The organism is Corynebacterium sp. ACRPQ, assembly GCF_022347225.1.
Taxonomy (GTDB): Bacteria; Actinomycetota; Actinomycetes; order Mycobacteriales; family Mycobacteriaceae; genus Corynebacterium; species Corynebacterium tuberculostearicum_D.
Genome location: NZ_JAKRNF010000027.1, coordinates 1 through 18,837, shown reverse-complemented (window position 1 = coordinate 18,837; position 18,837 = coordinate 1). Strand labels below are relative to the sequence as shown.

Below are 18,837 nucleotides of genomic sequence, written 5' to 3'. Positions count from 1 at the left end.
GCTTCTTTTCAATCGCATCAATCTTGGCCTTATCGGCCGGATCTCGTCTCGCCACAGTAGTCATTCTGGCTTATCTCCTTATGCGGGATCGGTTCCCACACACAAACCATCAGACACTCTCTCGACTATGGATCATAGGGGTTAGCGGTACTCATGTGTACTGCCGTCCAAATCAAAGGCTTGGTTGTCACCGAGGCAACCAGGACTACTCCAAGCACCACAGCCTCCAGGACTACAGATAACCAAAGAGCCTTTAAAGAGAAACCACATAGATAAACCCCAGTACTTTCTTCCTCACTGCCAATGCTCACTGGAGTGAACAATCCCTTGTGACTTTTGTCGAAGCTCCGCACAATGGTTATAGGCTGCTTCCCCCCGAACGGCCACTATGTATAAGTTCTAGCCCTGCCTCTCGCCCCTCAGGCAGGGCTAGAACTCGTTAATGATTTCTGAGTCAATCGAATACGAACACTTCAGAGTACTAAGAGTGCAACTCCTACGGTAATCATCCGTTCTCGCCACGTAACTACTAGATGAGGGCACCCCTACCGGTAATCACTAATACAGGGTGCCTATCGTGATGATTACTTTGACTGCTGCTCGTCCTTGGCGGCGACAATCATGTGCGCTAGCACCTCCAGGAACTTATTGAGGTTGCCTGGATCTGCCGTGATGGTTTCGAAGACTTCCTGAGACTCCCGGGCCGCCTGCACGAGTGCGCCGAACCCTTTGTTTTTAAAAGCGTCAGTGCCAGCAACCTGTGAGGGGTTATTTTTCCTGACTAATGCCTGCACAGGGGCTGCTAACTGTCTCCGGCGTAACTGAGCACTCCAGCTGGGATTCGTCTGTTCCACTCACCAATCTCGAACGCCTGCGAATCCAGTTGACATGGCCGGCTTCGTACCATGAGCACCAGCGACTGATCGGTGTTTGGTGGTGTCCGGCCCGTACCGGTCGTCACTGCCTTCGCCGACGTGGCAAGGAAGTCCACGGTTCTCATTAGACCGGGACCACTACTCTCCGACGCGCAGCGACACCGTCCAGCGGGTCGCCCCGCAGCATCGTTTCGCCACGAGGCGCATGTCGGACGCTCCAGCCATCGTCTGCAGCACGCGTGCGATGTGGCTCATACGACCACCCCCTTCTTGCGGAATACCTGCCAGGGGTATACTGTTGACTTGTACAGGTACCCGGTAGGGGTACTACAGAGACACAAGGAGGATACATAATGGCTTCGAACAATTACCAGGTGACGGGCATGACCTGCGGGCACTGCGAGATGTCGGTCCGCGAGGAAGTCGGTGAGATCCCCGGCGTCCAGGACATCCAGGTCAGCGCGCAGACCGGCAAGCTTAACGTCACCGCCGAGGGCGAGATTGACGATGCCAAGGTCCTCGCGGCGGTCGAGGAGGCCGGCTACTCGGCGGTGCGTGTCTGATGAAGGCCGGAGGACGGCTTGCGCTCTACGGGGCCGGGCTGGTGGTGGCGTTCGGCGGGGCCTTCGGCCTTGCCGGCGCCGTCATTCCTGACAGCTTCGTAGCAGCATGGGCAGAAGGAAGTGACGTGAACACACACGGTGAAGGACACGGCGGCGCTGCGCAAGAAACTGCGGAGCCCACTCTGAACGGGGTCTCCGCAAGCGCGGACGGCTTCGTACTTTCCCCAGTCCAGGCTCCCACGGCTGCAGGCGAGGATGGAGACCTGAGTTTCCAGATCCTCGACGAGTCCGGCGAAGCGGTGACCGAGTACACTACCGCGCACGAGAAGGACCTGCATCTGATCGCCGTTCGCACCGATGGTACTGGTTTCCAGCACGTGCACCCCGAGCTTGACACGAGCACAGGCACTTGGTCGGTGCCGTGGACCTGGGACGAGGCGGGCACCTACCGCGTGTACGCCGACTTCACACCCGAGGGCGAGGGAGCCGAAGGGATCACCCTGACTCGCGCCGTCGAGGTGGCGGGCGACTTCGCCCCTGTTGAGACCGAGTCACAGACCACCGACGAGGTCGACGGATACACCGTCTCCCTGAATGGCGACCTTACCGCCGGCACCTCAAGCGAGCTCACCATCTCGGTCGAGCGCGACGGTCAGCCGGTGACCACGCTGGAGCCCTACCTGGGCGCGTTTGGCCACCTGGTGGCGCTGCGCGAAGGCGACCTCGCCTACTTGCACGTCCACGCCGAGGGCGACGAGCCCCAGGCCAGGGACACGGCCGGACCCGAGATCGGATTCGCAGCGGAGGCCCCGACCGCCGACCGTTACCTGCTCTACCTGGACTTCCAGGTCGATGGGCAGGTGCACACCGCCGAGTTCGTGATCGACGCCGAGCATGGTGACGGCTCGCAGACAGACGATTCGCATACCGGCGGCCACTGACCCGCAGGGCCTGGCGTCGCACGAGAGATGAAGAGAGAAGGAAGAGGATGAGTACATTAGCGCCCCCCATCGGTGGGCCGGACATCGAGCTGGAGATCGGCGGGATGACCTGCGCCTCCTGTGCGAACCGGATCGAGAAGAAGCTGAACAAGCTCGAGGGCGTCGCGGCCACGGTCAACTACGCCACCGAGAAGGCCAAGGTCACCGTGCCTGCCGGCTACGATCCGGGCCTGCTGGTCGCCGAGGTCGAGAAGACCGGCTACACGGCTGCGCTGCCCAAGCCCAAGGGCACCACGGCGAACACGTCGGAGACCGAGGCCGGGGAGGAGGAAGACACTGAGCTCACCTCGCTGCGCCATCGGCTAGTCGGCGCCATTGTGCTCACGGTTCCCGTGATCGCCATGGCCATGATCCCCGCACTGCAGTTCGTATATTGGCAGTGGGCCTCACTCGCGCTTGCCGCCCCGGTGATCATCTGGGCAGCCTGGCCGTTCCATAAGGCCGCATGGACGAACCTCAAGCACGGTACCGCGACGATGGACACACTCATCTCGATGGGCACCTCGGTCGCACTGCTGTGGTCCGTCTACGCACTATTCTTCGGAACCGCTGGCACACCCGGGATGACGCACCCGTTCGAGTTCACGATCGCTCCCTCGGATGGCGCGGCGAACATCTATCTCGAAGTTGGCGCGGGCGTGACGATGTTCATCCTCGCCGGCCGCTACTTCGAGAAGCGCTCCAAACGCCAGGCCGGGGCCGCGCTGCGCGCCCTCCTGGAGCTCGGCGCGAAGGAAGTCGCCGTGCTCCGCGACGGCGTTGAGGTGAAGATCCCCACCTCTGACCTCCAGGTCGGCGACGAGTTCATCGTTCGTCCGGGTGAGAAGATCGCCACCGACGGCATCGTGGTCTCCGGCTCCTCCGCGGTGGACGCCTCCATGCTCACCGGCGAGTCCGTACCGGTCGAGGTCCGCGAGGGCGACTCGGTCACCGGTGCCACCGTCAACGCGGGCGGCCGCCTTGTCGTGCGGGCGACCCGTGTCGGTTCGGACACGCAGCTTGCGCAGATGGCGAAGCTCGTCGAGGATGCGCAGACTGGCAAGGCCGAGGTGCAGCGTCTGGCTGACACGATCTCCGGCGTGTTCGTGCCGATCGTCATCGTCGTCGCGTTCATCACCCTCGGCGCCTGGCTGGGAGCCGGATTCCCCGTCGCCGCCGCGTTCACCGCAGCGGTCGCCGTGCTCGTTATCGCCTGCCCCTGCGCGCTGGGACTCGCGACTCCGACCGCGCTGCTGGTCGGCACCGGCCGCGGGGCGCAGATGGGCATCCTCATCAAGGGCCCAGAGGTGCTGGAGTCCACCCGCAAGGTCGATACCGTCGTGCTCGACAAGACCGGTACCGTCACCAGCGGCAAGATGACCCTGACAGATGTGATCACCGAATCCGGTGTGGACCGTGCCGAGCTGCTGCGCTTCGCGGGTGCGTTGGAGGACTCCTCGGAGCACCCGATCGCGCAGGCGATCGCCAAGGGCGCCACCCAGGAAGTCGGCCAGTTGCCCACGCCCGAGGACTTCGCCAATGTTGAAGGCAAGGGCGTGCAGGGCATCGTCGAGGGCACCCCGGTCGTCGTCGGACGCGAGTCGCTGCTGGCCGACTGGTCACAGAAGCTCTCTCCGGAGGTCGCACGGGCGAAGGCTCAAGCTGAGGGTGAAGGCAAGACGGTCGTCGCGATCGGCTGGGACGGTGCTGCGCGCGGCATCCTCGTCGTCGCCGACACCGTCAAGCCCACGAGCGCGGAGGCGATCCGCGGGCTCAAGGAGATCGGCCTGACCCCGGTGCTGCTCACCGGTGACAATGAGGCCGTGGCCCGCCAGATCGCCGCCGAGGTCGGCATCGAGGAGGTCATCGCCGAGGTGCTGCCCAAGGACAAGGTCGACGTCGTCACCCGTCTCCAGGGCGAGGGCAAGATCGTCGCGATGGTCGGCGACGGCGTCAACGACGCCCCCGCGCTCGCGCAGGCCGATCTGGGCCTGGCGATGGGCACCGGCACGGACGTCGCGATCGAGGCCTCCGACATCACCCTGGTCCGCGGCGACCTGCGGGCCGCGGTCGACGCGATCCGTCTGTCTCGGAAGACACTTTCGACGATCAAGACCAACCTGTTCTGGGCATTCGCCTATAACACCGCCGCGATCCCAGTCGCAGCGCTGGGCATGCTCAACCCCATGCTCGCAGGCGCGGCGATGGCGTTCTCCAGCGTCTTCGTCGTCGGCAACAGCCTCCGCCTGCGCGGGTTCAAGAGCGTCGCCACGAAGTGACGAACGAGAACCCACCCATCCATACCAATCCGATACAGAACCCACCCATCCATACGAATCCGATACAGAAGGAACACCAGAAAATGAGCAACTGCTGTAGCACGAACGAGACTAACCCCGCCGCCGAGAACGGTGGACGCGAGAACCTGCTCGGCGGGGGCGCCGATGACATGACCACCTGCCCGGTCATGGTCGGCACCCCGGTCAGCAAGAAGACCGCCGAGGCCGCCGGCCTCTACCGCGACTTCAAGGGCGAGCGCTACTACTTCTGCTGCGCCGGCTGCGGCCCCGCATTTGATTCGGACCCCGCCAAATACGCCGCCAACATGGCGTAATCCACCAGCGTGCCGGGGTGCCGCGGCACCGCTGCGGCACCCCGGCACCTGATCGGAGCGAACCGACATGACCACCCCGACCTCAATGACCGAACCTCACATCGACACCTGCCCGGCGGGAGGCGACGGCGATCCGTCCGTCCACGGATACATCAGCGACAAGGCGACGTACCGCAATCGCCTGCGGCGCCTCGAAGGCCAAATCCGCGGCATCGATCGGATGATCGATGAGGACCGCTACTGCATCGACATCTTCACCCAGATCTCCGCAGCCACCAGGGCACTCGAAAACGTCGCCCTCGGACTGCTCGACGATCACCTCAAGCATTGCGTCCTCGACGCCGCCCTCGCCGGTGGACCAGTCAGCGAGCAGAGGCTCGGCGAGGCATCCGAGGCCATCGCCCGTCTCGTTCGCTCCTGACGCCCGCACACCAAATCGATCACGACCTGCAGCCCAGGAGTTTCCCTATGACCACACAACACGTCCTCATCCTCGGTTCAGGAGCAGCCGGAGCCGCAGCCGCCCGCACTCTCGCCACACGTGACGACGTCCGGGTGACGATGGTGACCCGCACCGGGGAGACGCCTTACACGCGAATGCTCATCAAAGGAATCGCGTTCGGCCCGACCCCGCCGGAGATGATCAAGCTCCCGCTACCTCAGATTGAGGTCATCGCCGACACCGTGCTCGATGTCGATACTACGGCGAAGCGGGTCCAACTGACCTCCGGCGCGCAGGTCTCCTACGACGCGCTCATTGTCGCGACAGGGAGCGTGCCCCGCTCTCTGCCCGCGGGTGTACTCGAAGGCGACGACGTCGGACAAGGCCGGGTCACTGCTCTGCACTCCTTGGAAGATGCCATGGGTATCCGCGATCTGCTGACCAGCCTGGCACGGCCGGCGCGAGTGACGATCTATGGCGGCGGAATCATCGCAGCCGAGACCGCTTCGTCGCTGCAAGCCGACGGACACATGGTCATGCTGGTCTCTCGCAGTTCTGTTCCCGGCATCGGAGCGTTTGGGGCGCCGGTGGCTGAGCGCCTCGCCGCTGACCATGCCGCCAAGGTGCAGACTCGATTCGGTCGCACTCTCCAGCATGTCGACGAAACAGAATCCGGTGTTGCCATCACCCTCGACGACGATCAACGCATCGTGGCCGACTTACTCCTCGTTGCGCTCGGCACGACGCCCGCAGCCCCGTCGCCGTGGACGAACGGCATCGACGTCGATGATCGCCTCCGTGCCGCAGCAGACCACGTCTACGCCGCCGGAGGTGTAGCTACGCATCACGACGAAGCACTGGGCGTCTGGCGCATCGACCATTGGGAAGACGCCGCCGCGCAGGGCACGCACGCCGCACAGGCCGCACTGCACGACCTCGACATCAGCGACGATCCGGGCACCTACCTGCCGCGCAGCCCCTACATGGCGCTGGTCTACGGTCAGATGATCTCCGGAGTCGGGTACACCGCTGGTGCAGACGCCCAGGTGGAAGCCGGCGAGGAGTTCATCGTGCGCCACGAGACCGACGGCACCGTCGTCGGCGTCACCGGCATCGACGCGGTCGGCACCGTCTACCAGTGGGGTCAGCAGCTCCACGGCCTGCAGGCATAGACGATGGCGGGCGACTATACGAGGCAGATCCCGCGGCGGGGTTTCGCGCTCGCGATGGCAGCGACCATTCTCATGATGGCGGCTGCCAGCGCGCCGTCGTTGTTCTACCCCCAGATCGCAGAACAGCTCGGACTCGTCCCCGTCGCCACCACACTCGTATTCGCGGTCTACACCTTCACCCTCCTGGCCGCGCTGCTCTACCTCGGACCGCTCTCCGATCACATCGGCCGACGTCCGGTCGTAACCGCCGGTTCCCTGGCGCTGGCACTCAGCCTGGCCATGTTCTGGTTCGCCGACAGCCTCGCGACACTCCTGGTCGCCCGCGCTCTGCAAGGACTCGCAGCGGGTCTGCTCATCCCGGCCCTGTCGGCGATGATGATCGACTTCGAGCCGCCGTCGCATCCGAACATCGCAGCCCTGTGGAACACGATCGGGCCGATGATCGGTCTCGGGACCGGGGCACTCGGTGCTGCGCTGCTCCTCGATCTCACCCCCGAACCGACAGCTGCGGTCTTCGGCCCGCTCGTGCTCGCCTTCCTCACCGTGGCAGCGACGGTGTGGAGCACACCGGAACTGGTCCCCAAGACCCGGATACGACGTGGCGACCTCCGCCCGCGGTTTATGGTGCCACTGCACCTGCGCCGCATGTTCACCGCCGGTGTGCCCGCGATTATCGCCGGGTGGGCGACCAACGGACTCTTCCTCGCGCTCGGAGCCGGCCTCGTCGGCAGTGAGCTCGGGGGCTCCACGCACACCCACGCGGGCATCGTCATCTTCGCACTGGCGATCTCCGGAATCACCGCCTCGTCCGTCCTGCAGCGGCGTTCCGCCCGCACCATCAGCCTGTATGCGACCAGCGCCCTGGCATTCGGCACCGCAGCGAGCATCGTCGCCCTCGCACTCGGTTCCTACCCGGCCTACGTCGTGTCGGTCGCGATCGTCGGTTCCGGGTTCGGCACAGCGTTCCTCGGGGTGCTGCGCACACTCATGCCCCACACGGCATCGTCGGAACGCGCCGCCGTGATGGCTGTGATCTACACGGTCGCCTACCTGGCATTCGGCGTGCCCACCATCGTCGCCGGGTTGCTCGTGCCGGTACTCACCCTGTCAGGAACGATGACAGTCCTCGGTGCGATCATCATCGCCCTCAGCCTTGCAGCCACCGTCCTACGCCTGCGCATTCCTTAGCCGGCCGCAGATCCGGCAGAGACTGACGACTTCTCCGAACTCCCCACCGACTCTCGCCGCCGAACCGCACCCGACCAAGAAGAGCAGCCATGACCTATGCGATCGCGCTTCCCTGCGCGGACGTCAAGGACCGCGCCTGCATCGACGAATGTCCTGTCGACTGCATCTACGAGGGCGAACGCTCGCTCTACATCCATCCCGACGAATGCGTTGACTGCGGAGCCTGCGAACCGGTTTGTCCCGTCGAGGCCATCTACTACGAAGACGACCTGCCCGACGAATGGTCTGACTCCTACAAGGCCAACGTCGAGTTCTTCGACGAATTTGGTTCTCCCGGTGGAGCCGCGAAGATCGGACCGGCGGGCTTCGACCATCCCCTCATCGCCGCATTGCCCATCCAACATGAGCAGTCCCTCTGAGAAGGACAATTCGATCGATTCACGCCGGTACAACGCGCAATCCTTGACTAGTACCCCTGGGGGGTATAGGGTAGGTGTCATGATGAAAGGAGCTGACATGCAGAGGAGACTGCGAGCAGGGCTGGCAGCAGGAGTGCTCGGAGTGACACTCGTGCTCGCCGGTTGCAGCAGCGGAGCAGACGAAGACCAGCAGACCGACCCTTCGGCTACTGAGGAGCAGGGCCACGGCGGCGACAATGCAGAAAGCGGAGATGAGGAAATGGATCACTCGATGGAGCACCCGATGGACGGCGGACCGGCACCCGAGGGTATCGCCGAAGCCAGTGACCCCACATACCCGGTCGGCACAGAGGTACAGCTCACGGCCGACCACATGGAAGGCATGGACGGTGCGACAGCGACGATCTCCGGCGCATTCGACACGTACACGTACTCCGTGAACTACACTAACGCAGGTGGCGGCGACCCCGTCACGGACCACAAGTGGGTCGTGCAGGAAGAAATCGAGGATGCCGGCGACGAGCGCCTGACCGATGGCACAGCGGTGACGCTGCTCGCCAAGCACATGGAGGGCATGGAGGGCGCGAGGGCCACCATCGCTTCGTCCACCGATGAGACGGTCTACATGGTCGACTACGAGACGGACGGCATGAAGATGACGAACCACAAGTGGGTCGTCGAGAGCGAGATCCAACCAGCGCCCTGAGCCGACGTTCGCTTGCCCGGCGACCGGGTGAGCGGCATGGCTCGATGACGAAGGAGAAGAACGATGACGGACCCGAACTCACACCAGCACCACGGTCACGGAACCGATGCACCCGCTCACGGCGAGCATCACCACGGGTCTGTGTCCGCACACGCCTCGGCGGAGGCGCACGGCACGCACGAGGGCCAGCACACTGGACACCAGGGCCACGCCATGAACCACGGGCAGCACTCAGACCACACGGGCCTCGATGAGAACGGTGTCCACGGAGATCACAGCGGCCATGGCGGCCACGGAGATCACAGCGGCCATGGCGGCCACGGGGACCACGTTGGCCAGTTCCGCCGGCTGTTTTGGATCAACCTCGTCATCGCCATCCCCGCGGTCACCCTCTCGCCGATGTTCTCCATGCTGCTGGGCTACGAGGTCCCCGGCTGGGCGGGCTGGGTCGCCGCGGTACTGGGCACCGTCATGTACGTCTGGGGCGGCAGGCCCTTCCTCACCGGCGCCGTCAGCGAGTTGAAGTCCCGCAAGCCCGGGATGATGCTGCTCATCGCTCTGGCGATCACGGTGGCCTTCTTCGCCTCCTGGGCCGCGACCCTCGGGCTTGTCCATCACGAGCTGGAGTTCTGGTGGGAGCTGGCGCTGCTGATCGTGATCATGCTGCTGGGCCACTGGATCGAGATGCGCTCCCTGGCCCAGACCACCTCGGCGCTCGACTCGTTGGCTGCACTGCTGCCCGACGAGGCCGAGCGCGTCGAGGGCGAGAACGTCGTTAAGGTGGCCCCAGCCGACCTCGTTGTGGGTGACGTCGTGATCGTGCGCCCCGGCGGCAGCGTTCCGGCCGACGGCACCATCGTCGACGGCCGCGCCGACATGGACGAGTCCATGATCACCGGCGAGTCCCGCCCGGTCTCTCGGGGCGAGGGCGAGACAGCTACCGCCGGCACCGTCGCCACCGACTCCGGCCTGCGGGTGAAAATCACCGCCACCGGCGACGACACCGCCCTGGCCGGGATCAACCGGCTCGTCACCGAGGCCCAGAACTCCTCCTCCCGCGCCCAGCGGATCGCCGACAAGGCCGCGGCCTGGCTGTTCTGGTTCGCTCTCGGCGCGGCGCTGGTCACCGCTGTCGTCTGGACGCTCATCGGCATGCCCGACGAGGCCGTGGTCCGTACCATCACCGTACTCGTCATCGCCTGCCCCCACGCCCTCGGCCTGGCGATCCCGCTCGTGGTCTCCATCGCCACCGAGCGCGCCGCCCGCGGCGGCGTGCTGGTCAAGGACCGCCTCGCCCTGGAGTCGATGCGGCAGGTCGACGCAGTGCTCTTCGACAAGACCGGCACACTGACCAAGGGCGAGCCCACCGTCACCGGCGTCGAACCGACCGGCGACCTCGACGCCGACCAGGTCCTCGCCCTCGCGGCCTCGGCCGAGGCCGACAGCGAGCACCCGCTCGCCAAGGCCATCGTCGCCGCCGCCAAGGACAAGGGCCTCGCCCTTCAGCAGGCCAGCGGCTTCTCATCCTCGCCCGCCGTCGGAGTCACCGCGACTGTCGCCGGCCAGGAGGTCCGCGTCGGCGGCCCCCGGCTGCTTGAGGAGACCGGCCAGCACGAGGTCGGCACAGCCGAGGAATGGCGTTCTGAGGGCGCGATCATCCTGCACGTCCTCCGCGACGGCCAGGTGGTCGGCGGCCTCAAGCTCGCCGACGAGATCCGCCCCGAATCCCGCAACGCCGTCGACGCCCTCCACGCCCTGAGCGTCGAGGTCGTCATGATCACCGGCGACGCCGAGGCCGTGGCGAACGAGGTCGGACGGGAGCTCGGCATCGACCGCGTCTTCGCCGGCGTCCGCCCCGAGGACAAGTCCGCCAAGGTCGCCCAACTGCAGCACGAGGGCAAGAAGGTCGCCATGGTCGGCGACGGCGTCAACGACGCCCCGGCACTGGCCCAGGCCGACGTCGGCATCGCGATCGGCGCCGGCACCGATGTCGCCATCGCCTCGGCCGGGGTGATCCTGGCCAGCTCCGACCCCCGGTCGGTGCTCTCCATCATCCAGCTCTCACGACGCGCATACGGTAAGATGAAGCAGAACCTGTGGTGGGCCGCCGGATACAACCTCATCTCCGTGCCGCTTGCGGCCGGCATCCTGGCACCGGTGGGATTCGTCCTGCCAATGTCGATCGGCGCGATCCTGATGTCGGCCTCCACCGTGGTCGTCGCGCTCAACGCCCAACTCCTGCGGCGCATCGACCTCACACCCGAAGCCAGCACGCGTTCCGTCCTGGAACGCCAGAAGTAAGGACATGCCCATGTCTGTCGACACCGATTCTCATCAGCACGGATACATCAACGACAAGGAGCGCTACCTCGGCCGTATGAAGCGCATTGAGGGTCAAGCCCGAGGGATCGCGAAGATGATCGATGAAGAGAAATACTGCATCGACATCCTCACCCAGGTATCCGCCCTGACCCGCGCCCTCCAGGGGGTCGCGACCGGTCTACTCGACGATCATCTCAAGCACTGTGTGCTCGACGCAGCGAAGCTCAGCGACGAGGCGGCCGTCGAGAAGATACAGGAAGCCACCGACGCCATCAACCGACTCGTCCGCTCCTAATCCCGGACCCCGAGGCCGCGTTCCAGGACACGGCGGGAAGCCCTCACGACGCCCTCCACGCCTGATCCTCACCGACACGCCGTCCGCCCGCGATGCGCCCACTTTCGCTCAACGGGCCAGGCGAGCCGGCGCCCACGGCGTGCGCTTGCAGGCCGCGGCCGGGCTGCTGCGCATGAGTGCGGTGTACCAACGCCCCGTGGTCCGCTCGACCGCACCCCTACGATCCTCGTCCTTCGCACGCTCCATTCCGACCCCGAGCTGCAGTGCGACGTCACCGTCGAAACCCTGACCGCGACCGTCGACCCCCTGTCCCTCGAACTGCCGGAGACCTCGCTGGCACCCGCTTGGACCAGCGTCGAACCCCCACAACACGGGTGGAGATACATTGCGGACGTGTCCAGTCTGACGCTGATGCGTAGCGTCCGTGCCGGCATCGAGGCCGTGGCCCAAGCACTTCCCGACAAACCCGGCGACGATGTCGCCCGCAAGATCCGGGGCATGGTCTGGGGCACCCCGGACACAGCCCTCGCGTCGCTGCCACAAGGCGTCGCGTTCGCCGCCTACGTCTTCGGGTTCCTCAGCTCCGAAGGAGAAGCCGCGATCTCCACCGCCGGCCGCTGGACGCGGTTGACCCTTCCGACTGGACACGTACTCCTGCGCGGACCCGTCGTCTCTGGCCTCACCTCAATCCGCCGCACCCGGCCACGCGTCTCCGAGTCCTTCAAACCAATCGGATAATACTTGATACCCCATAGGGGTAAAGGGTAGGATTGGTGACTATGAGAGAGGCTGAACACGCGCACGCCACGTATGACACACCGCACCTGGATGCGGCCGGGATCGTGAGTCGGCAGCAACGCGAGTCCGGCGACTTCTACCTATTGACCGGTGTACATGCCGGGCATCAGCAGCAGGAACGCATCCCTGCGGGTTCAACCTCGAACTCGCGACCAAACTGACTAAGGAGGCATTATGCCCCGTTTTTCCCGATTGACCCCTGAGACCGCAGTGGGGAGCTCACGAGACTTGCTCGGCGATCTCGTCGAGCGGCACGGCGAGGTCGGAGACATGGTCTCGACGATGGCGCATTCCCCGGCGGTGCTCGGCGGTTATCTCCAGCTGAGCAAAGCCATGCGTCGCGCCAAGCTCGACCGCAAGGTCAGCGAGCTCGTTTCGATCGCCGTGCAGTCGCAGCAAGGATGCGGAATGTGCCTGGCCTCGCACATCAGCGCGGCACGATCACTCGGGGTCAGCGATAACGAGATCGCACTCGCCCAGCAGGGTACGGCGATGACCGGCCCGGTCGCGGCGATGATCGCGCTCGGCCTCCAGGTCTACCGTGAGCCTGCGTCGATCACCGACGAGCAGATCGACGAGCTTCGGGGGTTCGGGTACAGCGACCGTGAGATCTCTGATGTCGTCGGGGTCGTGTCGCTGAACATTCTCACCGGCGCCTTCAACCTGGTTGCCGGCCTCACGCCGGGCGACTGATCTTGCCGGCGACTTGGCGCCTTGGCCGAGAGGATAGGCAGCGGTCTGCAAAACCTTGTACACGGGTTCGAGTCCCGTAGGCACCTCCACTTTCCGCCGAATCCAATAAGGCACGCGTCGCAGGAAGCGGGCAGTCCACCCTCGGGCGCGCCGGAACCTCTGAGCTTCATTTCGCATCGAGCGACAGATCACACTCGACAATATCGTCATAGAGCGATATAATCGCTATATGACTATGAATCAACAAGAGGGGGCAACCCTCGACGAGGTGGCGACAGCAGCGTACGCCCACCTGTTCCAGGCATTTGCAGAACCGACGAGGTTGGCGATCGTGCAGCACCTCGCCTCGGGCGAGCACCGGGTCCGCGATCTGGTCGAGCACATGGGCCTGGCCCAGTCCACGGTAAGCAAACATGTCGGCTTTCTCGTTGAGTGCGGCCTGGCGACGATGCGCCCGGAAGGGCGCTCCACCTGGTACTCGCTGACACAGCCCGAACTCCTGCGTACCCTCGTCGCCGCTGCCGAATGCCTCCTCGATGCCACCGGCACGCAGGCCCTGCTCTGCACGCACCTGCGACTCCCACATACCCACCACGCGACAGATACGGAGAAGAAGTAGACATGGGCGCAGGACACAATCACGGCCCCGCAGCCAGCGAGACCGGGCACCCTGGAGATTTCCGCAAGAAACTCTGGATCGCATTCTCGATCACCGCGACGATCGTCGTCGCCCAGGCCATCGGCTCGGTCATCACCGGCAGCCTCGCACTGCTAACCGACACCGCCCATGCCATCACCGATGCCGTCGGCCTACTGGTCGCACTGATCGCCGGGACGCTGATGCTCAAGCCCGCCAACTCCAAGCGCACCTGGGGGTTCCGACGTATCGAGGTGATCGCAGCCCTCGGACAGTCGGCACTGCTGCTGGTGGTGGGCACGTACGCCGCCATCGAAGGAATCCGGCGACTGTTCGAGCCGCCGGAGGTGCCCGCAAGCGAACTGCTGATCTTCGGCATCATCGGCCTGGTCGCGAACATCATCGCCATCACCATCCTCGCCTCCAGCCGCGGTTCGAACTTCAACATGCGTGCCGCGTTCCTCGAAGTCCTCAACGACGCCCTCGGCTCACTCGGAGTGATCATCGCGGCGATCGTGATCTCCACGACCGGGTTCATGCAGGCCGACGCCATCGCCGGACTGTTCATCGCCACCCTGATCGTGCCTCGCGCGTTCAAGCTGATGCGCGAGACCACCGGCGTCCTCATGGAGTTCACTCCTAAGGGCCTCGACCTCGACAAAGTCCGCTCACACATCCTCGAACTCGACCACGTCCAGGATGTTCATGATCTGCACGCCTCCACTGTGGCGACCGGCCTACCGACCCTGACCGCCCACGTCGTCGTCGACGACGAATGCTTCACCGACGGTCATGCCGCCCAGATGCTCCAAGAGATCAAAGACTGCGTCGCAGGACACTTCGAGGTCTCCGTCCATCACGCAACCTTCCAGATCGAGACCGAGCACATTGCCGAACATGAACCGGAAGTCAGCAAGCACGACTGAACGCAGCGCCCCCTCCCGGGCTCGTACCGGGCGGGGCGCTTCCGCATCACACAGGTAGGCACTACCCCTATGGGGTACTATGGCCAATTGGCACCACGGGCAGGCACGAGAAGGAATCCCATGAAAAACCTCAGGTCATTGCCGAAGTACGGCGGGAAGAAAACCGCTGCAACCACCGTCGTGATCGGCGCTTTCCTGCTCACCGGATGCGCGGCCGCCAACGACTCACCCTCAGCCACCTCGGCCAGCGGAGCCGAGATTCTTGTCGAGAATGGTCTCGAAGGCCTCGACGTGCGGGAGCTGGTCGAAACGCTCGATGCGATCCCGCTGGACGATCGCACGGAGACCTTGACCACGTCGATCACTGCGGAGATGGTCACGCTCACTGATCAGCACGAGCACGCGACAGAGGTGCGGTTGCCCAGTGACGAGATCTACGTATCCGTTGCCCCGTATCGGTCGCAGACCCATGATTGCTACTACCACAGCCCGACCGGATGCCTGGGCGAGCTGCGCAACGCAGACGTGGCCGTAACGGTGACGGATGCGACGACCGGCGAGACGATCGTCGACGAGGAGTTGAGAACCCTCGACAACGGCTTCGTCGGGATCTGGCTGCCCCGAGGCATCGAGACATCGATCTCGATCACCCACGACGGCCAGACCGTCACCTCCGAACTTTCGACCGTCGGCGACGATGCGCAAACCTGCCTGACCACGATGCGACTGGTCTAAAACTAGCACCACGGGAATACCCCCACCGGGTAGGGTGTTGTGATGTGCGCGCGGTCTATCGCACGCGACGTGTAATAGGAAGGAAAGCAGTCCCATGAGCGAAGTCACCACCGTCGACACCCAGGCCTTCGAAGAGGTTGTGCTCCAGAGCGAGGTCCCCGTTCTCGTGGACTTCTGGGCAGCCTGGTGCGGCCCGTGCCGTGCGATCGCGCCGGTCCTGGACCAGATTGCAGCTGAGCAGGATGGAAAGCTCCTCATCGCCAAGCTCAATGTCGACGAGAACCCCGACATCGCCTCACGCTACAACATCAGTTCGATCCCTGTGATGAAGGTCTTCGACAAGGGTGAAATCGTGCGCGAGATCATTGGGGCGATGCCGAAGCCGCAGATCGAGCAACGCCTCGAAGGCATTATCTGAGGCTCGGCCGTCGAACCGTTCCCGAACTCCGCCGACCGTTGCGCGGCAGTTGATGGTCGCCCGACTCAGCGTGATTGCATACGTAATGCAAGACTGCGCAGTGCAACGAGCGCTTGAAGTGGCAGGACCCCGTTACCGAAGGCGGTCTTCTGCTGATTTGCAGTCAGTCCGCCCATCGTGTCGGTAATCCATCTGACTGGCAGATCCATAAGCCATTCCACGAACTCCGGCGACGGGCGTGGCCCTCTGTCCTCGTTCATATACACCAAATACACGGTTTGCAAGAAGTTAAGCAGTGTCACCAGAAAAGGGATTCTTCCATGGCACTGCCACCAGAAAAAATTGCTCAGCTTCAAGCAGCCCAAAAGACTGCCCAAGACCGAGAAGTTAATCAAGCAAAAGAACTTATAAACGCCCAAGACATTGGCTACACATCCAAACTCTTCGTCCAAGCATTATTTCCATACCGCAAGACCGACGAAGAAAAACGAGTCATAGAGACAGCACAAGGCCGAATCGTTGTCTACGCCGATGGAGGATTGCCCTACGGCAAATATCCCCGACTAATCATGGCCTACATCGTCACCCGTGCCGTGGAAAACGCAGGAAAGCTCAAAGCAGGCAAAATAGACCTTGAGCAAGCAGTCCGCATCCCTCTCGGACACTCCATGAACCACTTCCTCCAAGCCATCGGAGTAACTGGACGCGGCACAGGTGGCGCAACAGGGAACTTGGCCAATATCCGCGAGCAATTATTGCGCCTGGCTGATGCTCGCGTGACCGTCAAAGAGGACGATGGCGTACGCGCACGTGGTAAACACACTCAAATTATGGATGAATGGGACTTATGGTTTGATGCACGCGACCCTAATCAGGGAAGCTTCATCGAGTCCTACATCAAACTCACGCCACAATTTTTCCAGCACATTGTCGAAGCCCCCATCCCTATCGACCTTGCTGTACTACGCCAGCTCACCAAGCCACGGTCAATGGACATTTATATCTGGCTAACGGTCAAGCAGTTTTGGCTTAGCAAAAACAACCGAGACTCCTACCTTTTTACCTGGGACATGATGGCACAAAGCTTCGCCACCAAAGAGCTAGTATCAGGGCAAGACTGGGTGAACTTCCGCAACGAAATCAAGAAAGCCATCCACGATGTTCAGGCGATATGGCGTAATTGTGGAATAAAAGCCGACCTCGATGGAGTCACCGTCACTAAGACATCTCCCTCAGTTGAGAAAAAACCGCCACGTCCGCAGCTGGATTAATACTCATCAACGAGTGAGCGCCCCCTTGTGGGCGCTTTCTTTATGCCCTGGTCAGGCTGCGCATATTTACCAATACGGCTGCGCATATTTACCAATACGGCTGCGCATATTTACCAATATCCAAGCAGTTATCCACAGGGCTTGAACTGGGATTTTATCTATTTCCCCTGGTCGCTTATAACTATAAACTGTAGAACTATATCCAGCAGGGGTAAACCAACCAGTCAACGCTAACGCTAACTAGTAAATAAGATTCCATCGTGGCTCACGCCCTCACTAACGTTCGGTTGTGCTGCCGCCCAAATCAAAGATTTGGTTGCCACCGAGACAACCTGGACTACTCACTGACCACAGCCTCCAGGACTACAGATAACCAAAGAATCTTTAAAGAGAACTCTCACAAAGGAACCCCAATAATTTCATCCTTACTGTCAATGCTCACTGGAGTGGGCACGCCCTTGTTACTTTTGTCGAAGCTCCGCAGAATAGTTTGTAGACCGCTCCCTCCCCCCCCGGACGGTCACTGTCACACTCAAGCCCTGCCTCTAGCCCCTCAGGCAGGGCTTGAGCGATTTAGTGCTTCTTGAGTTGATTCAGCACGAATGCTTCGGCTTCTTCGGTGGCCTGTGTGGACGCTTCCAGCGCTGTAATAAGCGCACGTTGTTGTTGACCATCGAGCCTGTCCCAATCTGCTCGCAGAGCACTGACAATACGTGCGATTGCCATCTCTCCACCACTGAGTGTGCCGTTGTTTGACCCTAACGACGGCACACCAGCTTGGCGCAACAGCTCATCAATTGGGCGAGTCATGACGTTATTGTTGCACACTGCTTCGACATAATCTCCTGGCTTTCGAACAAATGTCTAATAGCCAGAATTTTAAAATAGATCGCCTGGAAAGTGTGGTTTCCGATCTTTATTTTCTGCTGGCCACTGCACCCCATGAAAGGCTAATTCGTCTTTAGTTAGTTGTTCGCCAGCAATGATTTGCTCCAGGAGTTCCTTCTGTTCAGCTTCGAGCTGAATTAAATGGGTAAGCGTAACTAGCAGTTCGTGAAACTGTCTTGACCATTGTGTCGGCCAGCTTGTGGTGATGATGTCATCGAGTGGTGAGGACTTTCTGCCTTTAGGTTTTTTACGGCGATAACCTACCCAGGATTTGATTGTGGAGTTTCCACCCACTGTGTAGTTCCACACGGCTGGTGACACATTCGACCAGCTGCCCTTGCCTAGATAAATAGTTTGGGTTGTCTCGTCGTAGGTAACATCGTCCGGCATTCCAACACCAACGGCAGTGTCATAGGTTGGCAGCGGCAGCGTGCTTTCAACATCAAACAGACTCTTTGCGTTATTCGGTGCGTGCCCAGAGCGTGTCAAGTTGTTTGTGTGTGGGGCTGGGTTTATAGGTATTTGTCGAAGCGGTCGGGGTAGGCCACGGCCATTTGGTTGATGGCTTGTTTCCAGCCGGATACTCGGGCTCCTTCCATGAGTCTGCCGGCTGTTCTTGAGACTCGTTTACCTTGCTTTGCTCTCTTGGCGGCTCGCTTGTCTTCAATATTGCAGATCATCAACCACAGCGTCTTTAGGGCTGATTCATCGTTGGTGAACTGCACCCTGTTGCGAGTAGCTTTACGCAGCTCATTGTTAAAAGATTCAATGGAGTGAAGTGCCCCGAGTTTTGTTCCTAGGCATTTGCCTTGATTTCTATTATTTCTTGCGGCGGGTTCTGCTTCCAAAAATCGGTTTCCACTTCGACTGGGGTTCGGTATCCCAAGCTTTGGTG

At 62.3% G+C, this 18,837-nt stretch carries 21 protein-coding genes, 1 tRNA gene and 1 pseudogene; 19 read left to right on the top strand and 4 right to left on the bottom strand.

Annotated elements, in window-relative coordinates; translation table 11 throughout:
- Window positions 1-584: 584 nt before the first annotated feature.
- Window positions 585-713 carry a hypothetical protein gene (locus MHY24_RS12100; RefSeq protein ID WP_255510501.1) on the bottom strand — a complete coding sequence of 43 codons (129 nt, stop codon included), beginning with the start codon at window positions 711-713 and terminating at the stop codon, window positions 585-587.
- 515 nt (window positions 714-1,228) lie between these two features.
- Here MHY24_RS12100 and MHY24_RS11550 point away from each other — a divergent pair.
- From MHY24_RS11550 to MHY24_RS11460, 19 genes are all read left to right on the top strand, one after another.
- Entirely contained in the window at window positions 1,229-1,438 is a 210-nt protein-coding gene (locus tag MHY24_RS11550) for a heavy-metal-associated domain-containing protein (RefSeq protein ID WP_070478508.1), read from the top strand.
- Between the two features lie 125 nt (window positions 1,439-1,563).
- Window positions 1,564-2,379 carry a hypothetical protein gene (locus tag MHY24_RS11545; RefSeq protein ID WP_083290899.1) on the top strand — a complete coding sequence of 272 codons (816 nt, stop codon included), beginning with the start codon at window positions 1,564-1,566 and terminating at the stop codon, window positions 2,377-2,379.
- 47 nt (window positions 2,380-2,426) lie between these two features.
- The gene (locus MHY24_RS11540) at window positions 2,427-4,697 is read left to right on the top strand and encodes a cation-translocating P-type ATPase (protein ID WP_070478511.1); all 2,271 of its coding nucleotides are present in this window, start codon (window positions 2,427-2,429) and stop codon (window positions 4,695-4,697) included.
- A gap of 83 nt (window positions 4,698-4,780) precedes the next feature.
- Window positions 4,781-5,032, top strand: coding sequence for a YHS domain-containing protein (locus MHY24_RS11535; RefSeq protein ID WP_070478513.1), 252 nt, complete (start codon window positions 4,781-4,783; stop codon window positions 5,030-5,032).
- A gap of 85 nt (window positions 5,033-5,117) precedes the next feature.
- The gene (locus MHY24_RS11530; protein WP_070478537.1) at window positions 5,118-5,453 is read left to right on the top strand and encodes a metal-sensitive transcriptional regulator; all 336 of its coding nucleotides are present in this window, start codon (window positions 5,118-5,120) and stop codon (window positions 5,451-5,453) included.
- A 47-nt stretch (window positions 5,454-5,500) separates the two neighbouring features.
- Window positions 5,501-6,646, top strand: a complete 1,146-nt coding sequence (locus MHY24_RS11525; RefSeq protein ID WP_070478515.1) for an FAD-dependent oxidoreductase — start codon at window positions 5,501-5,503, stop codon at window positions 6,644-6,646.
- A gap of 3 nt (window positions 6,647-6,649) precedes the next feature.
- Complete coding sequence (locus MHY24_RS11520) at window positions 6,650-7,834, top strand: MFS transporter (RefSeq protein WP_144690930.1); 1,185 nt, start codon at window positions 6,650-6,652, stop codon at window positions 7,832-7,834.
- Window positions 7,835-7,923: 89 nt separating this feature from the next.
- Window positions 7,924-8,253, top strand: coding sequence for a ferredoxin (gene fdxA / locus MHY24_RS11515; protein WP_239230782.1), 330 nt, complete (start codon window positions 7,924-7,926; stop codon window positions 8,251-8,253).
- A gap of 97 nt (window positions 8,254-8,350) precedes the next feature.
- Complete coding sequence (locus MHY24_RS11510) at window positions 8,351-8,959, top strand: YdhK family protein (protein ID WP_070478521.1); 609 nt, start codon at window positions 8,351-8,353, stop codon at window positions 8,957-8,959.
- 213 nt (window positions 8,960-9,172) lie between these two features.
- On the top strand, window positions 9,173-11,260 hold the full coding sequence (locus MHY24_RS11505; protein ID WP_202032245.1) for a heavy metal translocating P-type ATPase: 2,088 nt from the start codon (window positions 9,173-9,175) through the stop codon (window positions 11,258-11,260).
- Between the two features lie 10 nt (window positions 11,261-11,270).
- A complete protein-coding gene (locus tag MHY24_RS11500) occupies window positions 11,271-11,576 on the top strand; it encodes a metal-sensitive transcriptional regulator (RefSeq protein WP_070478524.1) in 306 nt (101 codons plus the stop codon).
- Between the two features lie 411 nt (window positions 11,577-11,987).
- On the top strand, window positions 11,988-12,314 hold the full coding sequence (locus MHY24_RS11495) for a hypothetical protein (protein WP_083290898.1): 327 nt from the start codon (window positions 11,988-11,990) through the stop codon (window positions 12,312-12,314).
- A gap of 288 nt (window positions 12,315-12,602) precedes the next feature.
- Entirely contained in the window at window positions 12,603-13,067 is a 465-nt protein-coding gene (locus tag MHY24_RS11490) for a carboxymuconolactone decarboxylase family protein (RefSeq protein WP_228073733.1), read from the top strand.
- A 15-nt stretch (window positions 13,068-13,082) separates the two neighbouring features.
- Window positions 13,083-13,156 (top strand) — tRNA-Cys (locus MHY24_RS11485).
- 146 nt (window positions 13,157-13,302) lie between these two features.
- The gene (locus MHY24_RS11480; RefSeq protein WP_228008270.1) at window positions 13,303-13,686 is read left to right on the top strand and encodes a helix-turn-helix transcriptional regulator; all 384 of its coding nucleotides are present in this window, start codon (window positions 13,303-13,305) and stop codon (window positions 13,684-13,686) included.
- 2 nt (window positions 13,687-13,688) lie between these two features.
- Window positions 13,689-14,630 carry a cation diffusion facilitator family transporter gene (locus MHY24_RS11475; RefSeq protein WP_070478530.1) on the top strand — a complete coding sequence of 314 codons (942 nt, stop codon included), beginning with the start codon at window positions 13,689-13,691 and terminating at the stop codon, window positions 14,628-14,630.
- A gap of 120 nt (window positions 14,631-14,750) precedes the next feature.
- Window positions 14,751-15,365, top strand: coding sequence for a CueP family metal-binding protein (locus MHY24_RS11470; RefSeq protein ID WP_180965366.1), 615 nt, complete (start codon window positions 14,751-14,753; stop codon window positions 15,363-15,365).
- A gap of 94 nt (window positions 15,366-15,459) precedes the next feature.
- Window positions 15,460-15,783, top strand: a complete 324-nt coding sequence (gene trxA / locus MHY24_RS11465; protein ID WP_099299417.1) for a thioredoxin — start codon at window positions 15,460-15,462, stop codon at window positions 15,781-15,783.
- A 320-nt stretch (window positions 15,784-16,103) separates the two neighbouring features.
- Complete coding sequence (locus MHY24_RS11460) at window positions 16,104-17,054, top strand: replication protein RepA (RefSeq protein WP_099299418.1); 951 nt, start codon at window positions 16,104-16,106, stop codon at window positions 17,052-17,054.
- A 573-nt stretch (window positions 17,055-17,627) separates the two neighbouring features.
- On the opposite strand, the gene MHY24_RS11455 is transcribed toward MHY24_RS11460, so the two are convergent.
- The 3 genes and pseudogenes from MHY24_RS11455 to MHY24_RS11445 all read right to left on the bottom strand — a co-directional run.
- On the bottom strand, window positions 17,628-17,864 hold the full coding sequence (locus tag MHY24_RS11455) for an antitoxin (protein ID WP_144691027.1): 237 nt from the start codon (window positions 17,862-17,864) through the stop codon (window positions 17,628-17,630).
- Window positions 17,865-17,933: 69 nt separating this feature from the next.
- Window positions 17,934-18,431, bottom strand: a complete 498-nt coding sequence (locus tag MHY24_RS11450; protein ID WP_239230778.1) for a type ISP restriction/modification enzyme — start codon at window positions 18,429-18,431, stop codon at window positions 17,934-17,936.
- A 23-nt stretch (window positions 18,432-18,454) separates the two neighbouring features.
- Window positions 18,455-18,837 (bottom strand): annotated as a pseudogene (locus MHY24_RS11445) (hypothetical protein); the annotation flags it as partial.